The following is a 19,615-nucleotide window of genomic DNA, read 5'->3' as shown; positions in this document are numbered from 1 at the left end:
CTCCGGAGCGAGCCCATGGGCCGATACGTGATCCGGCGCCTGCTGCAGATGATCCCGGTCTTCTTCGGCGCCACCCTGCTGATCTTCCTGATGGTGCACGTGATGGGCGACCCCATCGCGGGCCTGTGCGGCGACCGCAAGTGCGACCCCGCGACCGCCGCCCAGCTGAAGAAGGAGTTCGGCCTCGATAAGCCCGTGTGGCAGCAGTACGCGACGTACATGGGCAACGTCTTCACCGGCGACTTCGGGACCGCCTTCAACGGCCAGAAGGTCACCGAGCTGATGTCGACCGCGTTCCCCGTAACCATCCGGCTCACCCTGGTCGCCATCGTCTTCGAGATCGTCATCGGCATCACCCTCGGTGTGATCACCGGCCTGCGGCGCGGCAAGCCCATCGACACGGCCGTCCTGCTCATCACCCTCGTGGTGATCTCGATCCCCACGTTTGTGACCGGTCTGCTGCTCCAGCTGCTGCTCGGCGTCGAGTGGGGCGTCATCAAGCCGTCCGTCTCCTCCGACGCCAGGCTCGACGAGCTGCTCGTGCCGGGCCTCGTGCTCGCCTCCGTCTCCCTCGCCTACGTCACGCGCCTGACCCGCACCTCCATCGCCGAGAACCGCCGCGCCGACTACGTCCGCACCGCCGTCGCCAAGGGGCTGCCCCGGCGCCGCGTCATCACCCGGCACCTGCTGCGCAACTCCCTCATCCCCGTCGTCACCTTCATCGGCACCGACGTGGGCGCGCTGATGGGCGGCGCGATCGTCACCGAGCGGATCTTCAACATCCACGGCGTCGGCTACCAGCTCTACCAGGGCATCCTGCGCCAGAGCACCCAGACGGTCGTCGGCTTCGTGACGGTCCTCGTCCTCGTCTTCCTGGCCGCGAATCTGATCGTCGACCTGCTGTACGCCGTACTCGACCCGAGGATCCGCTATGCCTGAACCTCACGAGCCCGAGGGGGCCATCGCCGGGACCGGCGCGGGCGGCGCGATGGACCTCGCCACCAGCGAGGCCGGCAGCCTCGCCCCGGGCAGCCCCGGCGGCGGGCCCACCGCGCCCGCCCGCAGCCTGTGGTCCGACGCCTGGCACGACCTGCGCCGCAACCCGGTCTTCCTGCTCTCCGGCCTGATCATCCTCTTCCTGCTCTTCATCTCCCTGTGGCCGTCCGCGATCGCCTCCGGGGACCCGCTGGACTGCGACCTCGCCAACGCGCAGAAGGGCTCGTCGCCGGGCCACCCCTTCGGCTTCGACGGCCAGGGCTGCGACGTCTACACCCGCACCGTGTACGGGGCCCGCGCCTCCGTCACCGTCGGCGTCTGCGCCACCCTCGGCGTCGCGCTCCTCGGCTCCGCGCTCGGCGGCCTCGCCGGGTTCTTCGGCGGGGTGTGGGACGCGATCCTCTCCCGGATCACCGACATCTTCTTCGCGATCCCGGTGGTCCTCGGCGGCCTCGTGCTGCTTTCCGTGGTCACCTCAAGCACCGTCTGGCCCGTCATCGGCTTCATGGTCCTGCTCGGCTGGCCGCAGATCTCCCGCATCGCCCGCGGTTCGGTGATCACGGCGAAGCAGAACGACTACGTGCAGGCGGCCCGCGCGCTCGGCGCCTCCAACTCCCGGATGCTGCTTCGCCACATCGCGCCCAACGCCGTCGCCCCCGTGATCGTCGTCGCCACCATCGCGCTCGGCACGTACATCGCCCTCGAGGCCACCCTGTCCTACCTCGGCGTCGGCCTGAAGCCGCCCACCGTCAGCTGGGGCATCGACATCTCCGCCGCGTCCCCCTACATCCGCAACGCCCCGCACATGCTGCTGTGGCCCGCGGGCGCCCTCGCGGTCACGGTGCTCGCGTTCATCATGCTCGGCGACGCGGTGCGCGACGCCCTCGACCCGAAGCTGAGGTAGGCGCCCCATGGCGAACACGGCCGACACGGCATCCGACACGGCGCCCGGCACCGCCTCCGGCGCGGCGCCGACCCTGCTCGACGTGCGCGGTCTGCACGTGGAGTTCCGCACCCGCGACGGCGTCGCCAAGGCGGTCAACGGCGTCGACTACTCCGTCGCGGCCGGGGAAACGCTCGCGGTGCTCGGCGAGTCAGGATCCGGCAAGTCCGTGACCGCGCAGGCGATCATGGGCATCCTCGACATGCCGCCGGGCCGCATCACCGGCGGACAGATCCTCTTCCAGGGCCAGGACCTGCTGAAGCTCAAGGAGGAGGAGCGGCGCAAGATCCGCGGCGCGGGCCTCGCGATGATCTTCCAGGACGCGCTCAGCTCCCTGAACCCGGTGCTCAGCGTCGGCGACCAGCTCGGCGAGATGTTCGTCGTCCACCGCGGCATGTCGCGCAAGGACGCCCGCGCCAAGGCCGTCGAGCTGATGGACCGCGTCCGCATCCCCGCCGCCAAGGAACGCGTCGGCCAGTACCCGCACCAGTTCAGCGGCGGCATGCGCCAGCGCATCATGATCGCCATGGCGCTCGCGCTCGAACCCGCCCTGATCATCGCCGACGAGCCCACGACCGCCCTCGACGTGACGGTCCAGGCCCAGGTCATGGAGCTGCTCGCGGATCTTCAGCGCGAGCTGAACATGGGCCTGATCCTCATCACCCACGACCTCGGCGTGGTCGCCGACGTCGCCGACACCATCGCCGTGATGTACGCGGGCCGCATCGTCGAGAAGGCCCCCGTCCACGAGATCTACAAGGCCCCCGCCCACCCCTACACCCGGGGCCTGCTCGACTCCATCCCGCGCCTGGACCAGAAGGGCCAGGACCTCTACGCCATCAAGGGCCTGCCGCCCAACCTCATGAACATCCCGCCAGGATGCGCCTTCAACCCGCGCTGCCCGATGGCCCAGGACGTGTGCCGCACCGACGAACCCCCGCTCGCCCGGGTCACGGACGAGGGCCGCGTCGCGGGGGCCGGTGGAGACCGCCACAGCGCCTGCCACTTCTGGAAGGAGTGCCTCCGTGGCTGAGCCCATTCTGGAAGTACGAGGCCTGGTCAAGCACTACCCGCTCACCCAGGGCATCCTGATCAAGAAGCAGGTGGGCGCCGTCAAGGCGGTCGACGGCGTGGACCTCGACCTCGGCCGCGGCGAAACCCTCGGCATCGTCGGGGAGTCCGGCTGCGGCAAGTCCACGGTCGCCAAGATGCTCGTGAACCTGGAGCGGCCCACGGCGGGCGCGATCCGCTACCGGGGCGAGGACATCACCAAGCTGTCCGGGCGGGCCCTGAAGGCGGTCCGCCGCAACATCCAGATGGTGTTCCAGGACCCCTACACCTCGCTCAACCCGCGCATGACCGTCGGCGACATCATCGGCGAGCCGTACGAGATCCACCCCGAGGTGGCCCCGAAGGGCTCGCGCCGCCAGAAGGTCCAGGAGCTCCTGGACGTGGTGGGCCTCAACCCCGAGTACATCAACCGCTACCCGCACCAGTTCTCGGGCGGCCAGCGCCAGCGCATCGGCATCGCCCGCGGCCTCGCCCTGCGGCCCGAGGTCATCGTCGCCGACGAGCCGGTCTCGGCCCTGGACGTGTCCGTCCAGGCCCAGGTCGTCAACCTGCTTGAGCGGCTGCAGAGCGAGTTCGACCTGTCGTACGTGTTCATCGCGCACGACCTGTCGATCGTGCGGCACATCTCCGACCGGGTCGGGGTCATGTACCTCGGCCGGATCGTGGAGACCGGCACGGACGAGGAGATCTACGAGCATCCGACGCACCCCTACACACAGGCGCTGCTCTCCGCCGTGCCGGTGCCCGATCCGGAGGCCCGGGAGCACCGGGAGCGGGTCATTCTCAGCGGGGACGTGCCGTCTCCGGCGAATCCGCCGTCGGGGTGCCGGTTTCGTACGCGGTGCTGGAAGGCGCGGGAGCGGTGTGCCGTGGAGGTGCCGGAGCTGGCGGTTCCGGAGGCGTTTCGGGGGGCTCGGGGGGCGGCGGTGCACGCGTCGGCGTGCCACTTCGCGGAGGAGAAGCGGGTGGTGCCGTAGGCCTCGCGGTGCGCCCCAGGCCCGCCCCTTCCCGATCCGGGGGCGGCTGCCCCCGTTCCCCCGCTCAAAGCCTTTCGGCGCTTGCGCGCCTCGTCCTCAAACGCCGGACGGGCTGGATCGTCGCCTGCGCGGGTTGTTTTCCCACCCACCCACGCGCGAGCCGCTAGGTCGGGGGGTGCGGTGGTAGCCGCAGGTGTAAGGGCGGGCGGGTGGGAGATATAGCCCGCGCCGAGTTACACGGGGGCAACCCCGGCGTCGCGGGAGCGAAAAGAGCGCGCCCCACCATGGGGGGCGTACGGCCGTGCGGGTGCCGTCAGGCCGGCCGGGGCGCACCATGTCGCCCCGGCCGGCCGCCGCCCCGGCCTACGGCAGGCCGAGCGAGCGCTTCAGGAAGTCGACCTGGAACAGCAGCAGGTTCTCGGCGACCTGTTCCTGGGGGGTCATGTGCGTGACCCCGGACAGGGGGAGCACCTCGTGCGGCCGCCCGGCGGCGAGCAGCGCGGAGGACAGCCGCAGGGAGTGCGCGACCACCACGTTGTCATCGGCGAGCCCATGAACGATCAGCATCGGACGGTGCGGCTCCGCCGGGTCCACGAGCCCGTCGTCGCTGACGAGGGAGCTGTGGCGGTAGACGTCGGGCGAGGTGTTCGGGTCGCCCAGGTACCGCTCCTGGTAGTGCGTGTCGTACAGGCGCAGGTCCGTCACCGGCGCCCCGACCACGGCGGCGTGGAAGACGTCGGGGCGGCGCAGCACCGCCATCGCCGAGAGGTAGCCGCCGAAGGACCAGCCGCGGATGGCCACGCGGTCCAGGTCGAGCGGGAACCGCCCGGCGAGCGCGTGCAGGGCCTCCACCTGGTCGTCGAGGGTACGGGGCAGATCGTTCTTGACGGCCTTCTCCCAGGCGGGGGAGCGCCCCGGGGTGCCGCGCCCGTCGGCGACGACGACCGCGAAGCCCTGGTCGGCGAGCCACTGCGGGGCGAGGAACATGTTCCGCGCCTTGAGGACCCGCTGGGCGTGCGGGCCGCCGTAGGGGTCGAGGAGCACGGGCAGGCGCTCACCGCTCGCGGGGTCGTACCCCGTGGGGAGCAGGACGGCGCACGGAATCCGCCGTGCGCCCGCCTCGGTGAACGTCACGCTCGGGGTGATGTCCGGCTCCTGCGCGAGGGAGGCGACGGTGGCCGTCTGCTTGCCGTCGCGCAGCACGCGGACGCGCGCGCCGAAGTGATCAAGCGTGGCCGAAACCAGCACCGTCACATCGCCCGCCCGCACCGCCGAGTGCACCCCCGGCTCCTGCGAGACCCGCTCGACCCCGAGCTCGTTGACGCGGTAGACGTGCACCTCGCCGAGGTCGGGATCGGTGGCGGCCTCGCCCGCTGACGCCGAGATCAGGACGGAGTCGTCGGTCACGTCGAGCACCGCGCGGACATGCAACTGCGGTCCGGTGAGCGGCCGTTCGCCGACCGCGAGGACCCGCGCGCCACCCTCGTCCGCGATCCGTACGAGCTGCCCGCTGGGCGACCAGCAGGGCGCCCCGGGGAACAGTTCAAGCCAGTCCTCGTCCTCGTCGGCGTGCACCATGCGCGTGGTCCCGCCGTCCGGGTCCACGGCCAGGTACAGCGTGCTGCGCTGGTCGCGGGACTGCACGAGCAGCAGCGGGGCCCCGTTCGCCGACCAGTGCGCGCGGGCCAGGTACGGATAGCGCTCGCGGTCCCAGACGACCTCCGTGCGGCCGCCCTCCAGATCCACCACGAACAGCCTGACCTCGGCGTTGGGCGTGCCCGCCGCCGGGTAGGCGACCTGGGACGGCTCCCGGTCCGGGTGCGCGGGGTCGGCGATCCACCAGCGCCGCACGGCCGCGTCGTCGACCCGCGCGACAAGCAGCCGGTCCGACTCCGGCGACCACCAGAAGCCCCGGAAGCGGTGCATCTCCTCGGCCGCGATGAACTCCGCGAGTCCGTACGTCACGGTGTCGGCCTCGTCGGCGCCGGGCGCCGCGAGGGCCCGGTCGCCGGTGCCGTCGGCGGCCGTGACGCGCAGGGCGCCCCCGGCGACGTACGCGATGTGACGGCCGTCCGGCGATGGACGCGGGTCGATCACCGGGGCGGGCGCGGGCAGTTCGCGCGCCGTGCCCGCGCGCAGCTCGGCGGCGAACAGCCGCCCCGACAGGGCGAAGGCGGCCAGCTCCACCGCCGCGTCCGTGGCGTAGCCGACGATGCCCGCGCCGCCCTCGCGGGTGCGCTCGCGCCGCGCCCGCTCGGCGGCGGAGAGCCGCTCCTCGGAGCCGCCGAGGAGCACCCGCGGATCGGCGGCGATCCGCTCGGCGGCGGGCCCGTCGGCGCCGTCGGCGAGATCGAGCACCCACAGCTGGCTGGCGCGGTCGGTGCCGGAGGCGGAGCGCACGAAGACGACGCGGGAGCCGTCGGGCGCGGCCGTGAACGAGCGGGGCGCGCCGAGTGAGAAGCGCTGGGTACGGGCATGCTGGCGCGGGAAGGAGAGCCGCTGCGCCGAGCCTTCGAAGGGGCCGGTGGTGTCCGGGTGCTCGGTGGTCATCCTCCGAGCCTAGGCGGGATGCGCCCCTCGTGACGCGGTGCTCCGACTCATGCCATTCCACGGATAGTTATGATCCGTAGCGCGTGGTGGGTATGACCTTGCTGGCGGCTGGGGTAGGACTCCGCGGGCAGGGCTGGGGTGCGGCTTGGGGAAGTGGGAGGTGATCCGCCGTGGTGCTCTCGGTCTCGGTGGTGCTGCTGCTGGGCATCGTCGTGGTCTTGCTGGTGCGGAAGCAGGGGCTCAAGACGATCCACGCGATCGTCTGCGCGCTGCTCGGCTTCTATCTGGCGAGTTCGTCGCTGGCACCGACCATCGACGAACTGTCGACGAATCTGGCGAACGCGATCGAGGACATAAAGTTCTGATCAAGGGCGTGACGTGGAGACGGTCGCCCCCGAGGGGGCCCCGTCGGCCGCCGCGGCTTGGAGCGCGCGGTGGGCGCGCGGACCGGACGCGCCGGGCTCGTAGGCTGTTCCCATGACGGAACCGCCCGCCCGGCGCCTGCTCCTCGTGCACGCGCACCCCGACGACGAGTCGATCAACAACGGCGCGACCATGGCCGCCTACGCGGCCGCGGGCGCCCGAGTCACGTTGGTGACCTGCACGCTCGGCGAGGAGGGCGAGGTCATCCCGGCCGAGCTCGCGCACCTCGCCCCCGACCGCGAGGGCACGCTCGGCGCGCACCGCGTCGGCGAGCTGGCCGCCGCGATGAAGGAGCTCGGCGTCACCGACCACCGCTTCCTCGGCGGCGGCGGCCGCTACCGCGACTCCGGGATGATGGGCGTCGAGCAGAACCACCGCCCCGGCGCCTTCTGGGCCGCCGACGTGGACGAGGCCGCGGACCACCTCGTCGAGGTGATCCGCGAGACGCGCCCGCAGGTGCTCGTCACCTACGACCCCGACGGGGGCTACGGCCACCCCGACCACATCCAGGCCCACCGCGTCGCCATGCGCGCCGTGGACCTCGCGGCCGCGCCCGCCCACCGCGCCGACCTGGGCGAGCCGCACGCCGTCGCCAAGGTGTACTGGAACCGCGCGCCCCGCTCGGTGGTCGAGGAGCGCTTCGCCCGCCTCGCCGACGAGCTGCTCGCGTCGCCGTTCACGGCGGCCGCCGCCGTGACGGACGTCCCCGGCGTGACGGACGACGAGCGGATCACCACGGGGATCGACGGACGGGCCTTCGCCGCCGCCAAGGCCGCGGCCATGCGGGCCCACGCCACGCAGATCGAGGTCCGCGAGCCGCTGTTCGCGCTGTCCAACGAACTGGCCCAGCCGATCTTCGACATCGAGTACTACGAGCTGGTGCGCGGCGAGCCGGGCGCGGCGGACGGGGTGCGCGAGACGGATCTGTTCGCGGGCCTCGATCTCGAAAGGGTGACGCGGTGAGCACGCGGTCCAAGGCATCGTCCTCCTCCCAGCCCGCTGAGCCCTCGAAGCCGTCGGGGGCCGCCAAGGCGTCCGCGGCCTCGAAGCCGGTCGCGCCCGCCAGGCCCGCCGCGCCCGGCGGCTTCCTCGCGCAGCCCCTGAACATCGCCCGGGCCGTGGGCTACGTGGTCCTCTTCGTGCTCGGCGCGGTCGTCGGCGCCGCGGGCGCCCTCGTCCAACAGGGCTGGTTCCCGGGCGGCTTGCTGCTCGCGCTCCTCGGCTCCGCCGGAACGTTCTACGGCGGACTGCGCGCGACCGGCACCAGAGCCGGGGCGCTCGCGCCCGCGGGCGGCTGGCTCGTCGCGGTCATGCTGCTGACCGCCACCCGCCCCGAGGGAGACTTCGTGTTCGGGGCCGGGCTCGGCTCGTACGTCTTCCTCCTCGGCGGCATGGGTGTGGCTGTGATGTGTGCCACGCTCTCGCCCGGGGGGCAACCAGGCGGGCCCGACGCCCGACTTGGCAAGTGACGTACCACTTCGGCCCGTGTCCCGCAGGGGTTTGACGCCGGTCACGGGGTAGCCGCCGACGGCGGCCAGTATGGTGGTGCGCGCCGCCGAGCCGCCCGAGTGGTCGAGACGGGCGGCGGAGCCAACCAGGAGAACCTGCCTTGAGTCGTGAAACTGACAGTTCGTCTTCCGGTCCCCAGGGACGCACGGGAGCCGCGTACCCGTCGGGGACGCCGCCGTACGGCTCGCCCGCGCAGGGCGTCGGCCCGAACGGAGCGGACGGCGCCGGGCTCGGGCCCGGCGACGAGCGGCCCGGCGAACCCAGGACCGAGACCACGCTGACCACCCGCATCCGGATCAACATCCCCGGCTCGCGGCCCATCCCGCCGGTCGTCATGCGCACCCCCGTGGGGGACGCCGACGGCGACAGAGGCGCGGAGCCCGGGCACCGGGACGACCCGGGTCCCGGCGCGGGCGCCCTGGGCGCCCCGGCCGACGCGCCGTCCTCCGCCCCCGCCGCGCCCGGCGCCCCGCAGGCGTCCGCCGCCGGCGGCCCCGAAGGCCCCGCCGCCGGCGCCGACGGCGAGAAGACCAGCGACTGGTTCGCGCCGCGCAAGGGCGGGGCGCCCAAGGGCCCGTCCACTCCCGGCGCCCCCGGTCCCTCTTCGGGCACGGGTTCGGGCGACTCCGGCGCCTCCAGCGCTTTCGATGTGTCCGCCGCCGTCGCGGCCGGGCCGCTGGGCGGCGGCCCGGAGCCGCGCCGCGACGACCCGTACTTCACCGGCGACGGCACCCGGCCCGCCGGGCCCACCGGGGGACCGGTCACCGGGGACGGCCCGCTGCTGACCCCGGAGCCCGACCCGTTCGCGCCGGACCCGGCCCCCTACGCGGCCGCGCCCGACCCGTTCGCGGGCGGCCCCGCGGGCCACCAGGGCCCGCCCGGAGCCGGTGGCCCCCTGGGCGGCCCCGGCGGCCCCCTGCACCCCGGCGGCCCCGGCCGCCTCAGCGACGACACGGCGATCCTCACGCCGCAGAAGCCCGCGCCCGGCTCCGGCGGCCCCGGCACCGCCCGTCCGCCCGCGTCCGGCGTCCCGGGCGGCCCCGGCACCAACGTCTCCGGCGACACCCTGACCAGCGGCATCCCGGTCGTCCCGCCCGCGCAGAGCTCCCCGTTCGCGCCGGGAACGACGGGTACGCCCGGCGCGCCCGGCGAGCCGATGGCGCCCACGCCGCCGAAGGCGCCCGAGCCGGAGCGGAAGGCCCCGGCCGCCCCCGCGCCCAAGAAGAAGGGCCGCAGCAAGCTGGTCATGCTGGTCGGCCTGACCGTCGTCCTCGGCTGCGGCGCGTACGGCGCGGGCCTGCTGATGAACCACGCCGACGTGCCGAAGGGCACCACCGTGCTCGGCGTCGACATCGGCGGCGGCACCCGCGACGAGGCCGTCAAGAAGCTGGACGCCGCGCTCGGCGCCCGCGTCACCAAGCCGCTCAAGCTCACGGTGGGCGGGGAGCAGGTCACCCTCAAGCCGGAGCAGGCGGGCCTCACGCTCGACAGCCAGGCCACGGTCCGCGAGGCCGCGGGCAGCGACTACAACCCGGTGTCGGTGATCGGCGGCCTGTTCGGCGGCGAGCGCGTCGTCGACCCGGTGATGCCCGTCGACGAGGAGAAGCTGGCGGCCGCCCTGGAGCGCGCCGCGGGCGGCTCGGGATCGGCCAAGGAGGGCACGGTCACCTTCAAGCCCGGCAAGGCCGTCGCCGTCTACGGCAGGGCGGGCAAGGGCATCGACGCCGACAAGGCCGCGGACGCGGTCGCGGAGGCGTACAAGAAGCAGGTCGAGACCGGCAGCGCGGGCGGCGTCGCGGTGCCCGTCAGCAACCGCAAGCCGACGGTCTCCAACGCCGAGGTCGACCGGTTCATGCGGACGTTCGCCAAGCCCGCCATGTCTGCCAACGTCACCATCAAGGCGGGCGCGAGCGGCGGCATCCCGCTCGGCCCCGCGAGGTCGCTGCCGCTGGTCCTCGGCGTGAAGGCCGTCGACGGCAAGCTCGTCGAGACGTACGACCTCGTGAAGCTCAAGGAGCTCTACGGCAGCACCTTCGACGGCGTCCTGATCCAGCGCGGCAACGGCAAGAAGACGCCGGTCCAGCCGACGGACGTGGCCCAGGCCATGGGCAAGGCGCTGCGCGGCAAGACCACCGCCGAGCGGACCCAGGTCATCGAGACCAACCCGAACTGACCGCGTCCCACGACGCCGGGCGGGCCCAGGACACCGGGCCCGCCCGGCGTTCGCGTTTCCCGGGGCAGCGGGCCGCGGGGCGGTCCGTCACGTCTCCCGCATGACATCTGTCATGCGGATGTCACCACCCACGACACTGCCGTCGTACCGCCCTGACCAGCAACGATGGTGCACATGACGACGACAGGGAACAACACGCCGGGGACCGCGGGCGGCGCTGTGCGGTTCGCATCGGTGACCAAGTCCTACGGCGCGGTACGGGCCGTCGACGGCCTCAGCCTCGCCCTGCGCCCGGGGGAGACCGTGGCGCTCCTCGGGCCGAACGGCGCGGGCAAGTCGACCACCCTCGACCTGCTGCTCGGGCTCAAGACCCCCGACAGCGGCACGGTGAGAGTGTTCGGCACGAGCCCCCGCGAGGCGATCACCGCGGGCCGGGTCGGGGCGATGCTGCAGAGCGGCGGGCTCATGGACGAGGTCTCGGTCCACGAGCTGGTGCGGCTCGCCTGCGACCTGCACCCGCGCCCGTACCGCGTGCAGGACGTCCTCGCCCGCGCGGGCGTCACCCAGATCGCCGACCGCAAGGTCAACAAGCTCTCCGGCGGCCAGGAGCAGCGCGTCCGCTTCGCGCTCGCCACCGCCGGGGCCAACGACCTGATCGTCCTGGACGAGCCGACGACCGGCATGGACGTCAGCGCCCGGCAGGCGTTCTGGGCGACCATGCGGGAGCAGGCCGACCAGGGCCGCGCGGTCCTCTTCGCCACGCACTACCTGGAGGAGGCCGACGCGATCGCCGACCGCGTCCTGGTCCTGCACCGGGGCCGTCTCCTCGCGGACGGCACCGCCGCCGAGATCAAGGCGAAGGCGGGCGCCCGCAAGGTCAGCTTCGACCTGGAGGAGCTGCGCGCGCCGGACGGGCGGACCGCCCTGGAGCTGCGCGAGCTGCCGTTCGTCACCGGCCTCGACGTCTCCGGGCAGACGGTCCGGCTCCAGTCGACCGACGCCGACGCCACGGTGCACGCGCTGTACGGCCTCGGTGTCTACCCGCGGAACCTGGAGGTCGCGGGCCTCGGCCTGGAACAGGCCTTCGTGGCGATCACCGAGGCGGAGGAGGCCAAGGCGTCATGACCGGAACGACCACCACCACACCTCCCGCCCCGTCCAGCACCCCACCCAGCACCCCACTCAGCACCATGGAGACGCACATGAGCACGGCAACAGCGACCGCCCGGCGCGCCACGGCGGGCTTCTCCTCCGCCTCGCTCGTCCGCCTGGAGATCAGGCGCTCCATGCGCAACCGGAAGTTCCTGTTCTTCTCGGTGCTCTTCCCGGCGCTGCTCTTCCTGATCACTGCGGGCGGCCAGGACGCCGACGCCACGATGCCCGACAGCGGCGGCCTGAGCGTCCCGGCGTTCATGATGGTGTCCATGGCGTCGTTCGGCGCGCTGACGGCCGTCCTGATGGGCAACAGCGAGCGCATCGCCAAGGAGCGCGAGGACGGCTGGGTGCGCCAGCTGCGCCTGACCAGCCTGCCGGGGCGCGGCTACGTGCTCGCCAAGACGGCGAGCGCGGCCGTGGTCAGCCTGCCGTCGATCCTCGTGGTCTTCGTGGCCGGGGCCGTCGTCAAGGACGTACGCCTGGACGCCTGGCAGTGGCTCGCGCTGACCGGCGTGATCTGGGCGGGCAGCCTGTGCTTCGCCGCGCTCGGCGTGGCCGTCGGCTACCTCGCCAGCAGCGACACGGCACGCCCGATCGCCATGATCCTGTACTTCACGCTGTCGGTGCTCGGCGGCCTGTGGATGCCCTCGGCCACCTTCCCGCACTGGCTGCGCACCCTCGGCGAATGGCTGCCCACGCACGCCTACGCCGGGCTCGGCCGGGCCATCGAGCTCGGCGGCGCGCCCGACACCCGGGACGTCGTGCTCCTGGTCGCCTACTTCGTCCTGTTCGCGGCGGGCGCGGCCTGGCTGTACCGGAAGGACACACTGAAGGCGTGAACGAACCACTGGACCTCGAACGCCGTCACCCCATCCTGGCGTTCGGCCACCCCCCGTCGGACAGCCGCGCGACCCGCGTGAAGGCCGCCTGGATCGCCATCTGGCTGGTGTTCATGGCCGCGCCGGTGAAGGACCTGGCCGACGGCGGCCGCTCGGCGGCGGCGACCGTGTGCGGCGCGCTGGGGCTCCTGGCGTTCGTCGTCTGCTACCTCACGATGGTCTTCCGGTACACGACGAGGGTGCGCGTCTGGCACTCGGTGCACGCCACGTACGGCACCCTCGTGGCGCTCGCCACCGCCCTGTCGATCTCCATGGACAGCGCGTGGCTCGGCCTGTGGGTGTACGTCGCGGTGTGCGCGGGCGCGGTCCTGCCGATGCGGCAGGCCCTGTGGACGGTCCCGGCGGTCACCGCGCTGATGCTGGTCATCGGGGTGTACGCGCAGGGCGTCGGCGTGGGGGACCTGGTCACGGGCCTGGGCGTGACGACCTTCCTGGTCGGGTTCGCCATGACCGGCGTACGCCATCTGATCCGCACGACGGTCCAGCTCCGCCAGGCCCGGGCCACGGTCGCCCAGCTGGCCGCCAACGAGGAGCGGCTGCGCCTCGCCCGCGACCTGCACGACCTGCTCGGCCACTCGCTGTCCCTGATCACGCTGAAGAGCGAGCTCGCCGGGCGGATGCTGCCCGAGCACCCCGGCAAGGCCGCCAAGGAGGTCGCCGACATCGAGCGGGTCAGCCGCCAGGCCCTGGTGGACGTCCGCGAGGCGGTCACCGGATACCGCAGGCTGACCCTGCCTGGGCAGCTCGCGGGCGCGCGCACCGCGCTCACCGCCGCGGGCGTCGAGCCGGGCGTGCCGCTCGGCCCGCCGGACGGCGTCGACGTGCCCGAGGAGGGGGAGGCCGCCCTCGCCTGGGCGCTGCGGGAGGCCGTCACGAACGTCGTACGGCACAGCGGCGCGCGCCGCTGCGCGGTCACCCTCACCCAGCGCCAGACCCTCGCGGGCCCCGTCCTCGAACTGGCCGTCGAGGACGACGGCGTGGGCCTCGCCCCCGGCGCCGGGCACGGCAACGGCCTGACCGGGCTCACGGAGCGCCTGGAGGCCGTCGGCGGCGTCCTGGAGGTCACCTCGGGCCCCGGCCGCAAGGGCGGCGGCTTCCGGCTCACCGCGCGCGTGCCGCTGGAGCCGGGCCGGGAGCGGGAGGCCTCGGGGTCCGCTCTAGGATCGTCCGCATGACCGGCACGCACACTCCCGCGGCCCCCGACCCGGCGGATTCTGGGGGCGCCCCGGTCCGGGTGCTGCTCGCCGAGGACCAGTCCATGGTCCGCGAGGCGCTCGCGGCCCTGCTCGGCCTGGAGCCGGACATCGAGGTCGTCGCCCAGGTCGCCCGCGGCGACGAGGTCCTCGCCGCCGCCCGCGCCCACGCCGCCGACGTGGCCCTGCTCGACATCGAGATGCCGGGCCGCACCGGCATCGAGGCAGCCGCCGAACTCCGCGCCGAGCTGCCGGGGGTGAAGGTCGTGGTGCTCACCACGTTCGGCCGCCCCGGCTATCTGCGCGGCGCCATGGAGGCCGGAGCCCGCGCCTTCCTGGTGAAGGACGCGCCCGCCGCCCAGCTCGCCGACGCCGTGCGCCGGGTCCTCGCGGGCGAGCGCGTCATCGACCCCACGCTGGCGGCGGCCGCCCTCGCCGAGGGCGCGAACCCGCTGACCGACCGCGAGCGCGAGGTGCTGCGCGCCGCCGCCGACGGCTCCACGAACGCCGAGCTCGCCGCCGCCCTGCACCTCTCCCAGGGAACCGTCCGCAACTACCTGTCCACGGCCATCCAGAAGCTCGCCGCGCGCAACCGCGCGGAGGCCGTGACCGTGGCGCGGGACAAGGGCTGGCTCTAGGCTCCCCGGCCCGCCGGGCCCCAGCTGACCGCCCCTGGCTCAGTTGAGCCGCGCCCGCGCCGCCCGCGCCTGGCGCCGCACCCGGTCGGCCGTCGCCTCGTCGGTGGCGGACAGCGCGTCGGCGTACGTGTCGAGCTCGGCGGCGCCGGTGCCGAAGTCGCCGCGGTCGACCAGGAGCCTGGCCCGGTCGTAGTGCAGCCGGTCCGCGGGCGCGGGCAGCAGCAGGGCGAGCTCCACGGCCCACAGGGCGACGTCGGAGCGCTCGGGCCGGGCGGCGGCCCAGGCGCGGATGTTGTTCAGGACGCGCAGCACGATGTCGCGCGCGCCGACGGGCCGCAGCATCACCGGGTCCAGTGGGGCCCCGGTGGCGCCCGCGACCAGCAGCCGCGCGTCCGTACAACTCAGTACGCGCCCCCCGCCGAACGGATCGGAGAGCACGCGCTCCTCGCACCGGCCGGGCCCGCCGCAGGCGTCGTACGGGCCGCACGCCCCGCCCCCCTCGGGCGCGTCGGCGCTGCCGAAGCCGACGACGAAGTGTCCCGGCAGGGCGACACCGTGCACGGGGGCGCCCGCGCGCCGGGCCACCTCGATCCACAGCACCGAGAGCAGGATGGGCAGGCCGCGGCGGCGCCGCAGCACCTCGTGAAGGAGCGACGACTCCAGGCGCCGGTAGTCGCCGGGGCGGCCCGCGAACCCGTAGCGCCCGCCCAGGAGTTCCGCGAGCGCCAGGGCCCAGGCGCGCGGTCCGCCCGGGCTCGGCGGCAGGCGCCCCGCGAGGTGGTCGAGGGCGCGGCGTGCCATCGCCATGCCCGCCTCGTCGAGGGCGGGGTCCGCCTCCGTGCCGATCAGGAGGCACAGCGTCGCCAGGTCCGGCCGCTCGGCCCTGGCCTCGTCCGCGAAGGCCCGGCGCCAGCGGGTGGGCCGGGCGGGTCGGGGGTGCATACGTCCTTGGTGCCCGACCCGGTGGCCCCCAAGCCCGGGGTCTGGCCTCGGGCCCCGCTCAACCGCCTTCGACGCTGACGCGCCTCGTCCTCAATCGCCGGACGGGCTTGATCTCCGCGCTCGCGCGCTTGTCCTCAATCGCCGGACGGGCTGAATCACCGCGCTTGCGCGTTTGTCCTCAAGCGCCGGACGGGCTGAAACGCCCGCACCCGGGCGAACAAGCCCGGCCAGGCACCATCAAGCCCGTCCGGCGTTTGAGGACGAGCGCGTCAGCGCGATGAAGGGGCGGGTGGGCGGGGGAAAGAGCCTGTCCGGCGATTGAGGACGAGCGCGGAGCGCGATGAGGGCGGGCGGGTGGGGGAAAGCCCGTCCGGCGATTGAGGACCAGGCGCGGAGCGCCGGTGCAGGGGGGCTGGGGGGGCGGAGCCCCCAGGGGGACGCAAGGCCTAGTTGAGTTTGGCGCGGGCCGCGCGGGCCTGGTGGCGCACCCGCTCCGCCGTCGTCGGCTCAATCGAGTCGACGACGGCCGCGTACTCCTCAAGCCCCCGCGCCCCCTCCAGAAAGTCCCCGCGCTCCACGAGCAACTGCGCCCGCTCGTACCGCAGCCGCGCCGGATGCGACGGCAGCAGCAGCGAAAGCTCAAGCGCCCACAGCGCCACGTGCGACCGCTCCGAGCGGGCGGCAGCCCACGCGCGGATGTTGTTGAGGATGCGGATCATGATGTTCAGCGGATTGGCCGCCGTCAGGAGGGCCGGGTTGAGCTTGCCGCCCGACGCCTGCGCCACCAGCTGCTCGGCGTCCGCCCCGGTCAGCAGCCGCCCCCCGTTGAACGGGTCCGCGAGGACCTGCTCCGGCTTGCCGTACGCGTCCGGGCTGCCGAAGCCGACGACGAAGTGCCCCGGCAGGGCGACGCCGTACACGGGGGCGCCCGCGCGCCGGGCCACCTCGATCCACACCACCGAGAGCAGGATCGGCAGGCCGCGCCGGCGCCGCAGCACCTCGTGCAGCAGCGAAGACTCCAGGACCTGGTAGTCGGTGGCCGTGCCGTGGAACCCGTGCCGCCCGCCGAGGAGTTCGGAGACCGCCACGGCCCACTCGCGGGGCCCGCCGGGGCGGTAGGGAAGCTGCCCGGCGAGCGTGTCAAGATCGACCTGCGCCGCGTCGATGCCCGCCTCGTCGAGCTCCGGATCCGCCTCCCCGCTCAGCAGCAGGCACAGGAGGGACAGGTCGGGCCGCTCCGACCTGGCCTCGTCGGCGAACCTGCGCCGCCATTCACTGGACTTCGCGGGCTGTGCGCGCATCCGTTCCTCTGTCGTTTCTGTGTGGGCCCGACCGGCCGGGCCGAGGAGGTGGTGCCGGGGAGCTGTTTCCCGTGCTCTGTCCGTCGTACGCGTCGCCGCTGGCGGCGGCGACGCTCAGGCGGTCGGTCCCGTCGGCTCCCGGTAGTGGTGGTAACGGTGGTGGACGGCGAATCCCATCCCGTCGTACAGCGCCCGCGCGCCGCCGTTGTCCTCCTCCACCTGGAGCCAGGCCGCCGAAGCGCCCTCGTCGAGCGCCCGCCGCGCGAGCGCCGCCATCACCGCCCTTGCGAGACCGCGCCGCCGCATCGCCGGATCCACCTCCACCGCCATGAAGCCCGCCCACCGCCCGTCGCTCACGCACCGGCCGATCGCCGCCGGAGCGCCCCGCTCGCCGGGCACGGAAGCGAACCACACCGAGGGCCCGCCCGTCAGTACCTTGAGCACATGCGGTCCCGGCTTCCCGGAGCGCTGGTAGCGCCGCAGCCACGCCTCGTCGACGTCGCGCGAGAGCGTCACGCGGGCGGTGTCCGCGTCCAGGTCCCCGACCGGCGCGAGCGCGGCGACGTGCAGTTCGGCTGTCACCTCCCGCACCCAGCCGCGCTCTTCGAGCCGCGCGCACAGCTGCTCCTGGGTGCCGTCGGCGCCGGTCGCGGTCTGTACGTACGCGGGCAGGCCGCGTTCGGCGTACCAACGGCGCACCCGGGCCAGCGCCTCGTCCAGCGGACGGCCCGGATCGCCCAGCGGCAGCACGGAGTTGGCCCGCCGCGTGAACCCCGTCCGCGGCCCGTCCGCCGTCGACGGGTCCGCCGCGGCGCGCAGTTCCCAGTCGCCGAGCCGCTCGCTCTCCACCGGCGGCCAGGCCCGCGCGGACACCCGCGCGAGCTCCTCGTACGTCGCCGCGGGGCCCCGCCTGCGCGCCGGGGCGGCCGGTACGACCTTCCCCGCGACCAGGGCATTCTCCATGATCCGGACGCTTCGCCCGTCCCGGCGTGTGATCACGAGCACATCGTCAGTCCACGATGTGAGAACACCCACCGTGTCGGTGAACTTCGCGCCAGGTGCCCCCTCCTCGGCCAGGCGTCGGACTGAGACGCGTTTGCCCACGTCAGAAGGGGTAATTCGGACCTCGAGCCGTCCGCCCGCAGTGAATTCCACAGCTCTGTACGCCCCTCCTGTTCGGATCATGCCCGGGAACGGAGATACTAGGTGCGGGCATCGACGACGCCGCGCTCCCGCGCGCCAGGCGAGCGGAGCCTGAGGACGGCCCGCCAACGCCCGTATCGAGGAGGAACGACAGCGTGACCTACGTCATCGCGCAGCCTTGTGTCGACGTCAAGGACAAGGCGTGCATCGAGGAGTGCCCGGTCGACTGCATTTACGAGGGCAACCGGTCCTTGTACATCCACCCGGACGAATGCGTCGACTGCGGAGCCTGCGAACCGGTCTGCCCGGTCGAGGCGATCTTCTACGAGGACGACACTCCTGAGGAGTGGAAGGACTACTACAAGGCGAACGTCGAGTTCTTCGACGAGCTCGGCTCGCCCGGTGGCGCCAGCAAGCTCGGCCTGATCGAGCGCGACCACCCCTTCGTCGCCGCGCTGCCGCCGCAGAACCAGTAAGCGGCCGCACCCGCGCCGCCCCGGTCCCGTACGGCCACGCCCGCTGTACGGGACCGGGGCGTTTGTACAGACCTACGCACCGCTGGAGCCACCCGTGCCCGCACTTTCCGAACGCCTTCCCGCCTTCCCCTGGGACAAGCTGGAGCCGTACAAGGCCACGGCGGCCGCGCACCCCGACGGCATCGTGGACCTGTCCGTGGGCACCCCGGTGGACCCGGTGCCCGAGCTGATCCAGAAGGCGCTCGTCGCGGCCGCGGACTCGCCGGGCTACCCCACGGTGTGGGGCACCCCCGAACTGCGGGACGCGATCACCGGCTGGTGCGCGCGCCGCCTCGGCGCCGACGGCCTGACCCACCGCCACGTCCTGCCGATCGTGGGCTCCAAGGAACTCGTCGCCTGGCTCCCCACCCAGCTGGGCCTCGGCCCCGGGGACCGCGTCGCCTACCCGCGCCTGGCCTACCCGACGTACGAGGTCGGCGCACGCCTGGCCCGCGCGGAGCACGTGGCGTACGACGACCCAACTGAGCTGGACCCCGCGGGCCTGAAGCTCCTGTGGCTCAACTCTCCCTCCAATCCCACGGGCCGTGTCCTGTCAAAGGACACCCTGACCCGTGTGGTGGCGTGGGCGCGCGAGCACGGCGTCCTCCTCGTCAGCGACGAGTGCTACCTGGAACTGGGCTGGGAGGCCGACCCCACGTCGGTCCTGCACCCGGACGTGTGCGGCGGTTCGTACGAGGGGATCGTGGCCGTCCACTCCCTGTCCAAGCGGTCGAACCTCGCCGGGTACCGCGCCGCGTTCCTGGCCGGGGACGCCGCCGTACTCGGTGAGCTCCTCCAGATCCGCAAGCACGGCGGCATGATGACGTCCGCCCCGACGCAGGCGGCGGTGATCGCGGCCCTCGGCGACGACGCCCACGTCCAGGAGCAGCGCGAGCGCTACGCCGCCCGGCGCACGGCCCTGCGCACGGCCCTGCTCGCGCACGGCTTCCGCATCGAGCACAGCGAGGCCAGCCTCTATCTGTGGGCCACCCGCGACGAGTCCTGCTGGGACACCGTCGCCCACCTCGCCGCCCTCGGCATCCTCGTGGCCCCCGGCGACTTCTACGGCGAGGCGGGCGAGCGGTTCGTGCGCGTGGCGCTGACGGCGACGGACGAGCGGGTCGCGGCGGCGGTGGCGCGCCTCGCCTGACGCGCGCGCCGACGACACGCACGACGAAGGGGTGCGG

18 protein-coding genes are annotated in these 19,615 nt (G+C 73.6%); 14 read left to right on the top strand and 4 right to left on the bottom strand.

Going from position 1 to position 19,615, the window contains the following annotated elements; all coding sequences use genetic code 11:
* Positions 1-15: 15 nt before the first annotated feature.
* Genes AC07A4_RS01405 through AC07A4_RS01390 form a run of 4 tightly spaced genes read left to right on the top strand, consistent with a single transcriptional unit; the run spans position 16 to position 3,987 of the window.
* The gene (locus AC07A4_RS01405; protein WP_478591355.1) at positions 16-939 is read left to right on the top strand and encodes an ABC transporter permease; all 924 of its coding nucleotides are present in this window, start codon (positions 16-18) and stop codon (positions 937-939) included.
* Positions 932-1,900 carry an ABC transporter permease gene (locus tag AC07A4_RS01400; protein WP_478591353.1) on the top strand — a complete coding sequence of 323 codons (969 nt, stop codon included), beginning with the start codon at positions 932-934 and terminating at the stop codon, positions 1,898-1,900. Before AC07A4_RS01405 ends, AC07A4_RS01400 begins: the two co-directional genes overlap by 8 nt.
* Positions 1,901-1,907: 7 nt before the next feature.
* Positions 1,908-2,972, top strand: a complete 1,065-nt coding sequence (locus tag AC07A4_RS01395; protein WP_478591351.1) for an ABC transporter ATP-binding protein — start codon at positions 1,908-1,910, stop codon at positions 2,970-2,972.
* Positions 2,920-3,987 (top strand): ABC transporter ATP-binding protein, encoded by a 1,068-nt coding sequence (locus tag AC07A4_RS01390; protein ID WP_478591349.1) that lies wholly within the window; start codon positions 2,920-2,922, stop codon positions 3,985-3,987. Before AC07A4_RS01395 ends, AC07A4_RS01390 begins: the two co-directional genes overlap by 53 nt.
* Positions 3,988-4,350: 363 nt before the next feature.
* On the opposite strand, the gene AC07A4_RS01385 is transcribed toward AC07A4_RS01390, so the two are convergent.
* Positions 4,351-6,537: a S9 family peptidase gene (locus tag AC07A4_RS01385; RefSeq protein WP_478591346.1), complete on the bottom strand. Its 2,187-nt coding sequence runs from the start codon at positions 6,535-6,537 to the stop codon at positions 4,351-4,353.
* 170 nt (positions 6,538-6,707) lie between these two features.
* Between AC07A4_RS01385 and AC07A4_RS01380 the strand changes: the two genes are divergently transcribed.
* The 8 genes from AC07A4_RS01380 (at position 6,708) to AC07A4_RS01345 (ending at position 14,527) form a co-directional block, all read left to right on the top strand.
* Entirely contained in the window at positions 6,708-6,902 is a 195-nt protein-coding gene (locus tag AC07A4_RS01380; protein ID WP_478591343.1) for a hypothetical protein, read from the top strand.
* A 112-nt stretch (positions 6,903-7,014) separates the two neighbouring features.
* Positions 7,015-7,923 carry an N-acetyl-1-D-myo-inositol-2-amino-2-deoxy-alpha-D-glucopyranoside deacetylase gene (mshB, locus tag AC07A4_RS01375; protein ID WP_478591341.1) on the top strand — a complete coding sequence of 303 codons (909 nt, stop codon included), beginning with the start codon at positions 7,015-7,017 and terminating at the stop codon, positions 7,921-7,923.
* Between the two features lie 137 nt (positions 7,924-8,060).
* Complete coding sequence (locus tag AC07A4_RS01370) at positions 8,061-8,429, top strand: DUF6113 family protein (protein WP_478592836.1); 369 nt, start codon at positions 8,061-8,063, stop codon at positions 8,427-8,429.
* Between the two features lie 140 nt (positions 8,430-8,569).
* Entirely contained in the window at positions 8,570-10,642 is a 2,073-nt protein-coding gene (locus AC07A4_RS01365; protein WP_478591338.1) for a hypothetical protein, read from the top strand.
* A 165-nt stretch (positions 10,643-10,807) separates the two neighbouring features.
* Positions 10,808-11,767 (top strand): ABC transporter ATP-binding protein, encoded by a 960-nt coding sequence (locus tag AC07A4_RS01360; RefSeq protein ID WP_478591336.1) that lies wholly within the window; start codon positions 10,808-10,810, stop codon positions 11,765-11,767.
* A gap of 77 nt (positions 11,768-11,844) precedes the next feature.
* The gene (locus tag AC07A4_RS01355) at positions 11,845-12,636 is read left to right on the top strand and encodes an ABC transporter permease (RefSeq protein ID WP_478591333.1); all 792 of its coding nucleotides are present in this window, start codon (positions 11,845-11,847) and stop codon (positions 12,634-12,636) included.
* The gene (locus AC07A4_RS01350) at positions 12,633-13,871 is read left to right on the top strand and encodes a sensor histidine kinase (RefSeq protein ID WP_478591331.1); all 1,239 of its coding nucleotides are present in this window, start codon (positions 12,633-12,635) and stop codon (positions 13,869-13,871) included. The genes AC07A4_RS01355 and AC07A4_RS01350 overlap by 4 nt, the downstream gene beginning before the upstream one ends.
* Positions 13,868-14,527 (top strand): response regulator transcription factor, encoded by a 660-nt coding sequence (locus tag AC07A4_RS01345; protein WP_478591328.1) that lies wholly within the window; start codon positions 13,868-13,870, stop codon positions 14,525-14,527. Before AC07A4_RS01350 ends, AC07A4_RS01345 begins: the two co-directional genes overlap by 4 nt.
* Positions 14,528-14,566: 39 nt before the next feature.
* Here AC07A4_RS01345 and AC07A4_RS01340 read toward each other — a convergent pair whose 3' ends face one another.
* From AC07A4_RS01340 to AC07A4_RS01330, 3 genes are all read right to left on the bottom strand, one after another.
* The gene (locus AC07A4_RS01340) at positions 14,567-15,469 is read right to left on the bottom strand and encodes a transglutaminase family protein (protein WP_478591325.1); all 903 of its coding nucleotides are present in this window, start codon (positions 15,467-15,469) and stop codon (positions 14,567-14,569) included.
* 446 nt (positions 15,470-15,915) lie between these two features.
* Positions 15,916-16,770: a transglutaminase family protein gene (locus tag AC07A4_RS01335; protein ID WP_478591323.1), complete on the bottom strand. Its 855-nt coding sequence runs from the start codon at positions 16,768-16,770 to the stop codon at positions 15,916-15,918.
* A gap of 114 nt (positions 16,771-16,884) precedes the next feature.
* A complete protein-coding gene (locus AC07A4_RS01330) occupies positions 16,885-17,925 on the bottom strand; it encodes a GNAT family N-acetyltransferase (protein ID WP_478591320.1) in 1,041 nt (346 codons plus the stop codon).
* A 143-nt stretch (positions 17,926-18,068) separates the two neighbouring features.
* On the opposite strand from AC07A4_RS01330, the gene fdxA reads away from it, so the two are divergent.
* Positions 18,069-18,389 (top strand): ferredoxin, encoded by a 321-nt coding sequence (gene fdxA / locus AC07A4_RS01325; RefSeq protein WP_030686520.1) that lies wholly within the window; start codon positions 18,069-18,071, stop codon positions 18,387-18,389.
* Between the two features lie 94 nt (positions 18,390-18,483).
* A complete protein-coding gene (locus AC07A4_RS01320; RefSeq protein WP_478591317.1) occupies positions 18,484-19,578 on the top strand; it encodes a bifunctional succinyldiaminopimelate transaminase/glutamate-prephenate aminotransferase in 1,095 nt (364 codons plus the stop codon).
* Positions 19,579-19,615 lie beyond the last annotated feature (37 nt).

The organism is Streptomyces sp. NPDC043996, from assembly GCF_056435225.1.
This window is presented reverse-complemented; position numbering and strand designations above follow the sequence as displayed.

Excerpts from the sequence above, each read along its gene's own strand:
- AC07A4_RS01405 (WP_478591355.1), top strand. The coding sequence starts at position 16 with ATGGGCCGATACGTGATCCGGCGCCTGCTGCAGATGATCCCGGTCTTC.
- AC07A4_RS01400 (WP_478591353.1), top strand. The coding sequence starts at position 932 with ATGCCTGAACCTCACGAGCCCGAGGGGGCCATCGCCGGGACCGGCGCG.
- AC07A4_RS01395 (WP_478591351.1), top strand. The coding sequence starts at position 1,908 with ATGGCGAACACGGCCGACACGGCATCCGACACGGCGCCCGGCACCGCC.
- AC07A4_RS01385 (WP_478591346.1), bottom strand. The coding sequence starts at position 6,537 with ATGACCACCGAGCACCCGGACACCACCGGCCCCTTCGAAGGCTCGGCG.
- mshB (WP_478591341.1), top strand. The coding sequence starts at position 7,015 with ATGACGGAACCGCCCGCCCGGCGCCTGCTCCTCGTGCACGCGCACCCC.
- AC07A4_RS01360 (WP_478591336.1), top strand. The coding sequence starts at position 10,808 with ATGGTGCACATGACGACGACAGGGAACAACACGCCGGGGACCGCGGGC.
- AC07A4_RS01355 (WP_478591333.1), top strand. The coding sequence starts at position 11,845 with ATGAGCACGGCAACAGCGACCGCCCGGCGCGCCACGGCGGGCTTCTCC.
- AC07A4_RS01345 (WP_478591328.1), top strand. The coding sequence starts at position 13,868 with ATGACCGGCACGCACACTCCCGCGGCCCCCGACCCGGCGGATTCTGGG.
- AC07A4_RS01340 (WP_478591325.1), bottom strand. The coding sequence starts at position 15,469 with ATGCACCCCCGACCCGCCCGGCCCACCCGCTGGCGCCGGGCCTTCGCG.
- AC07A4_RS01335 (WP_478591323.1), bottom strand. The coding sequence starts at position 16,770 with ATGCGCGCACAGCCCGCGAAGTCCAGTGAATGGCGGCGCAGGTTCGCC.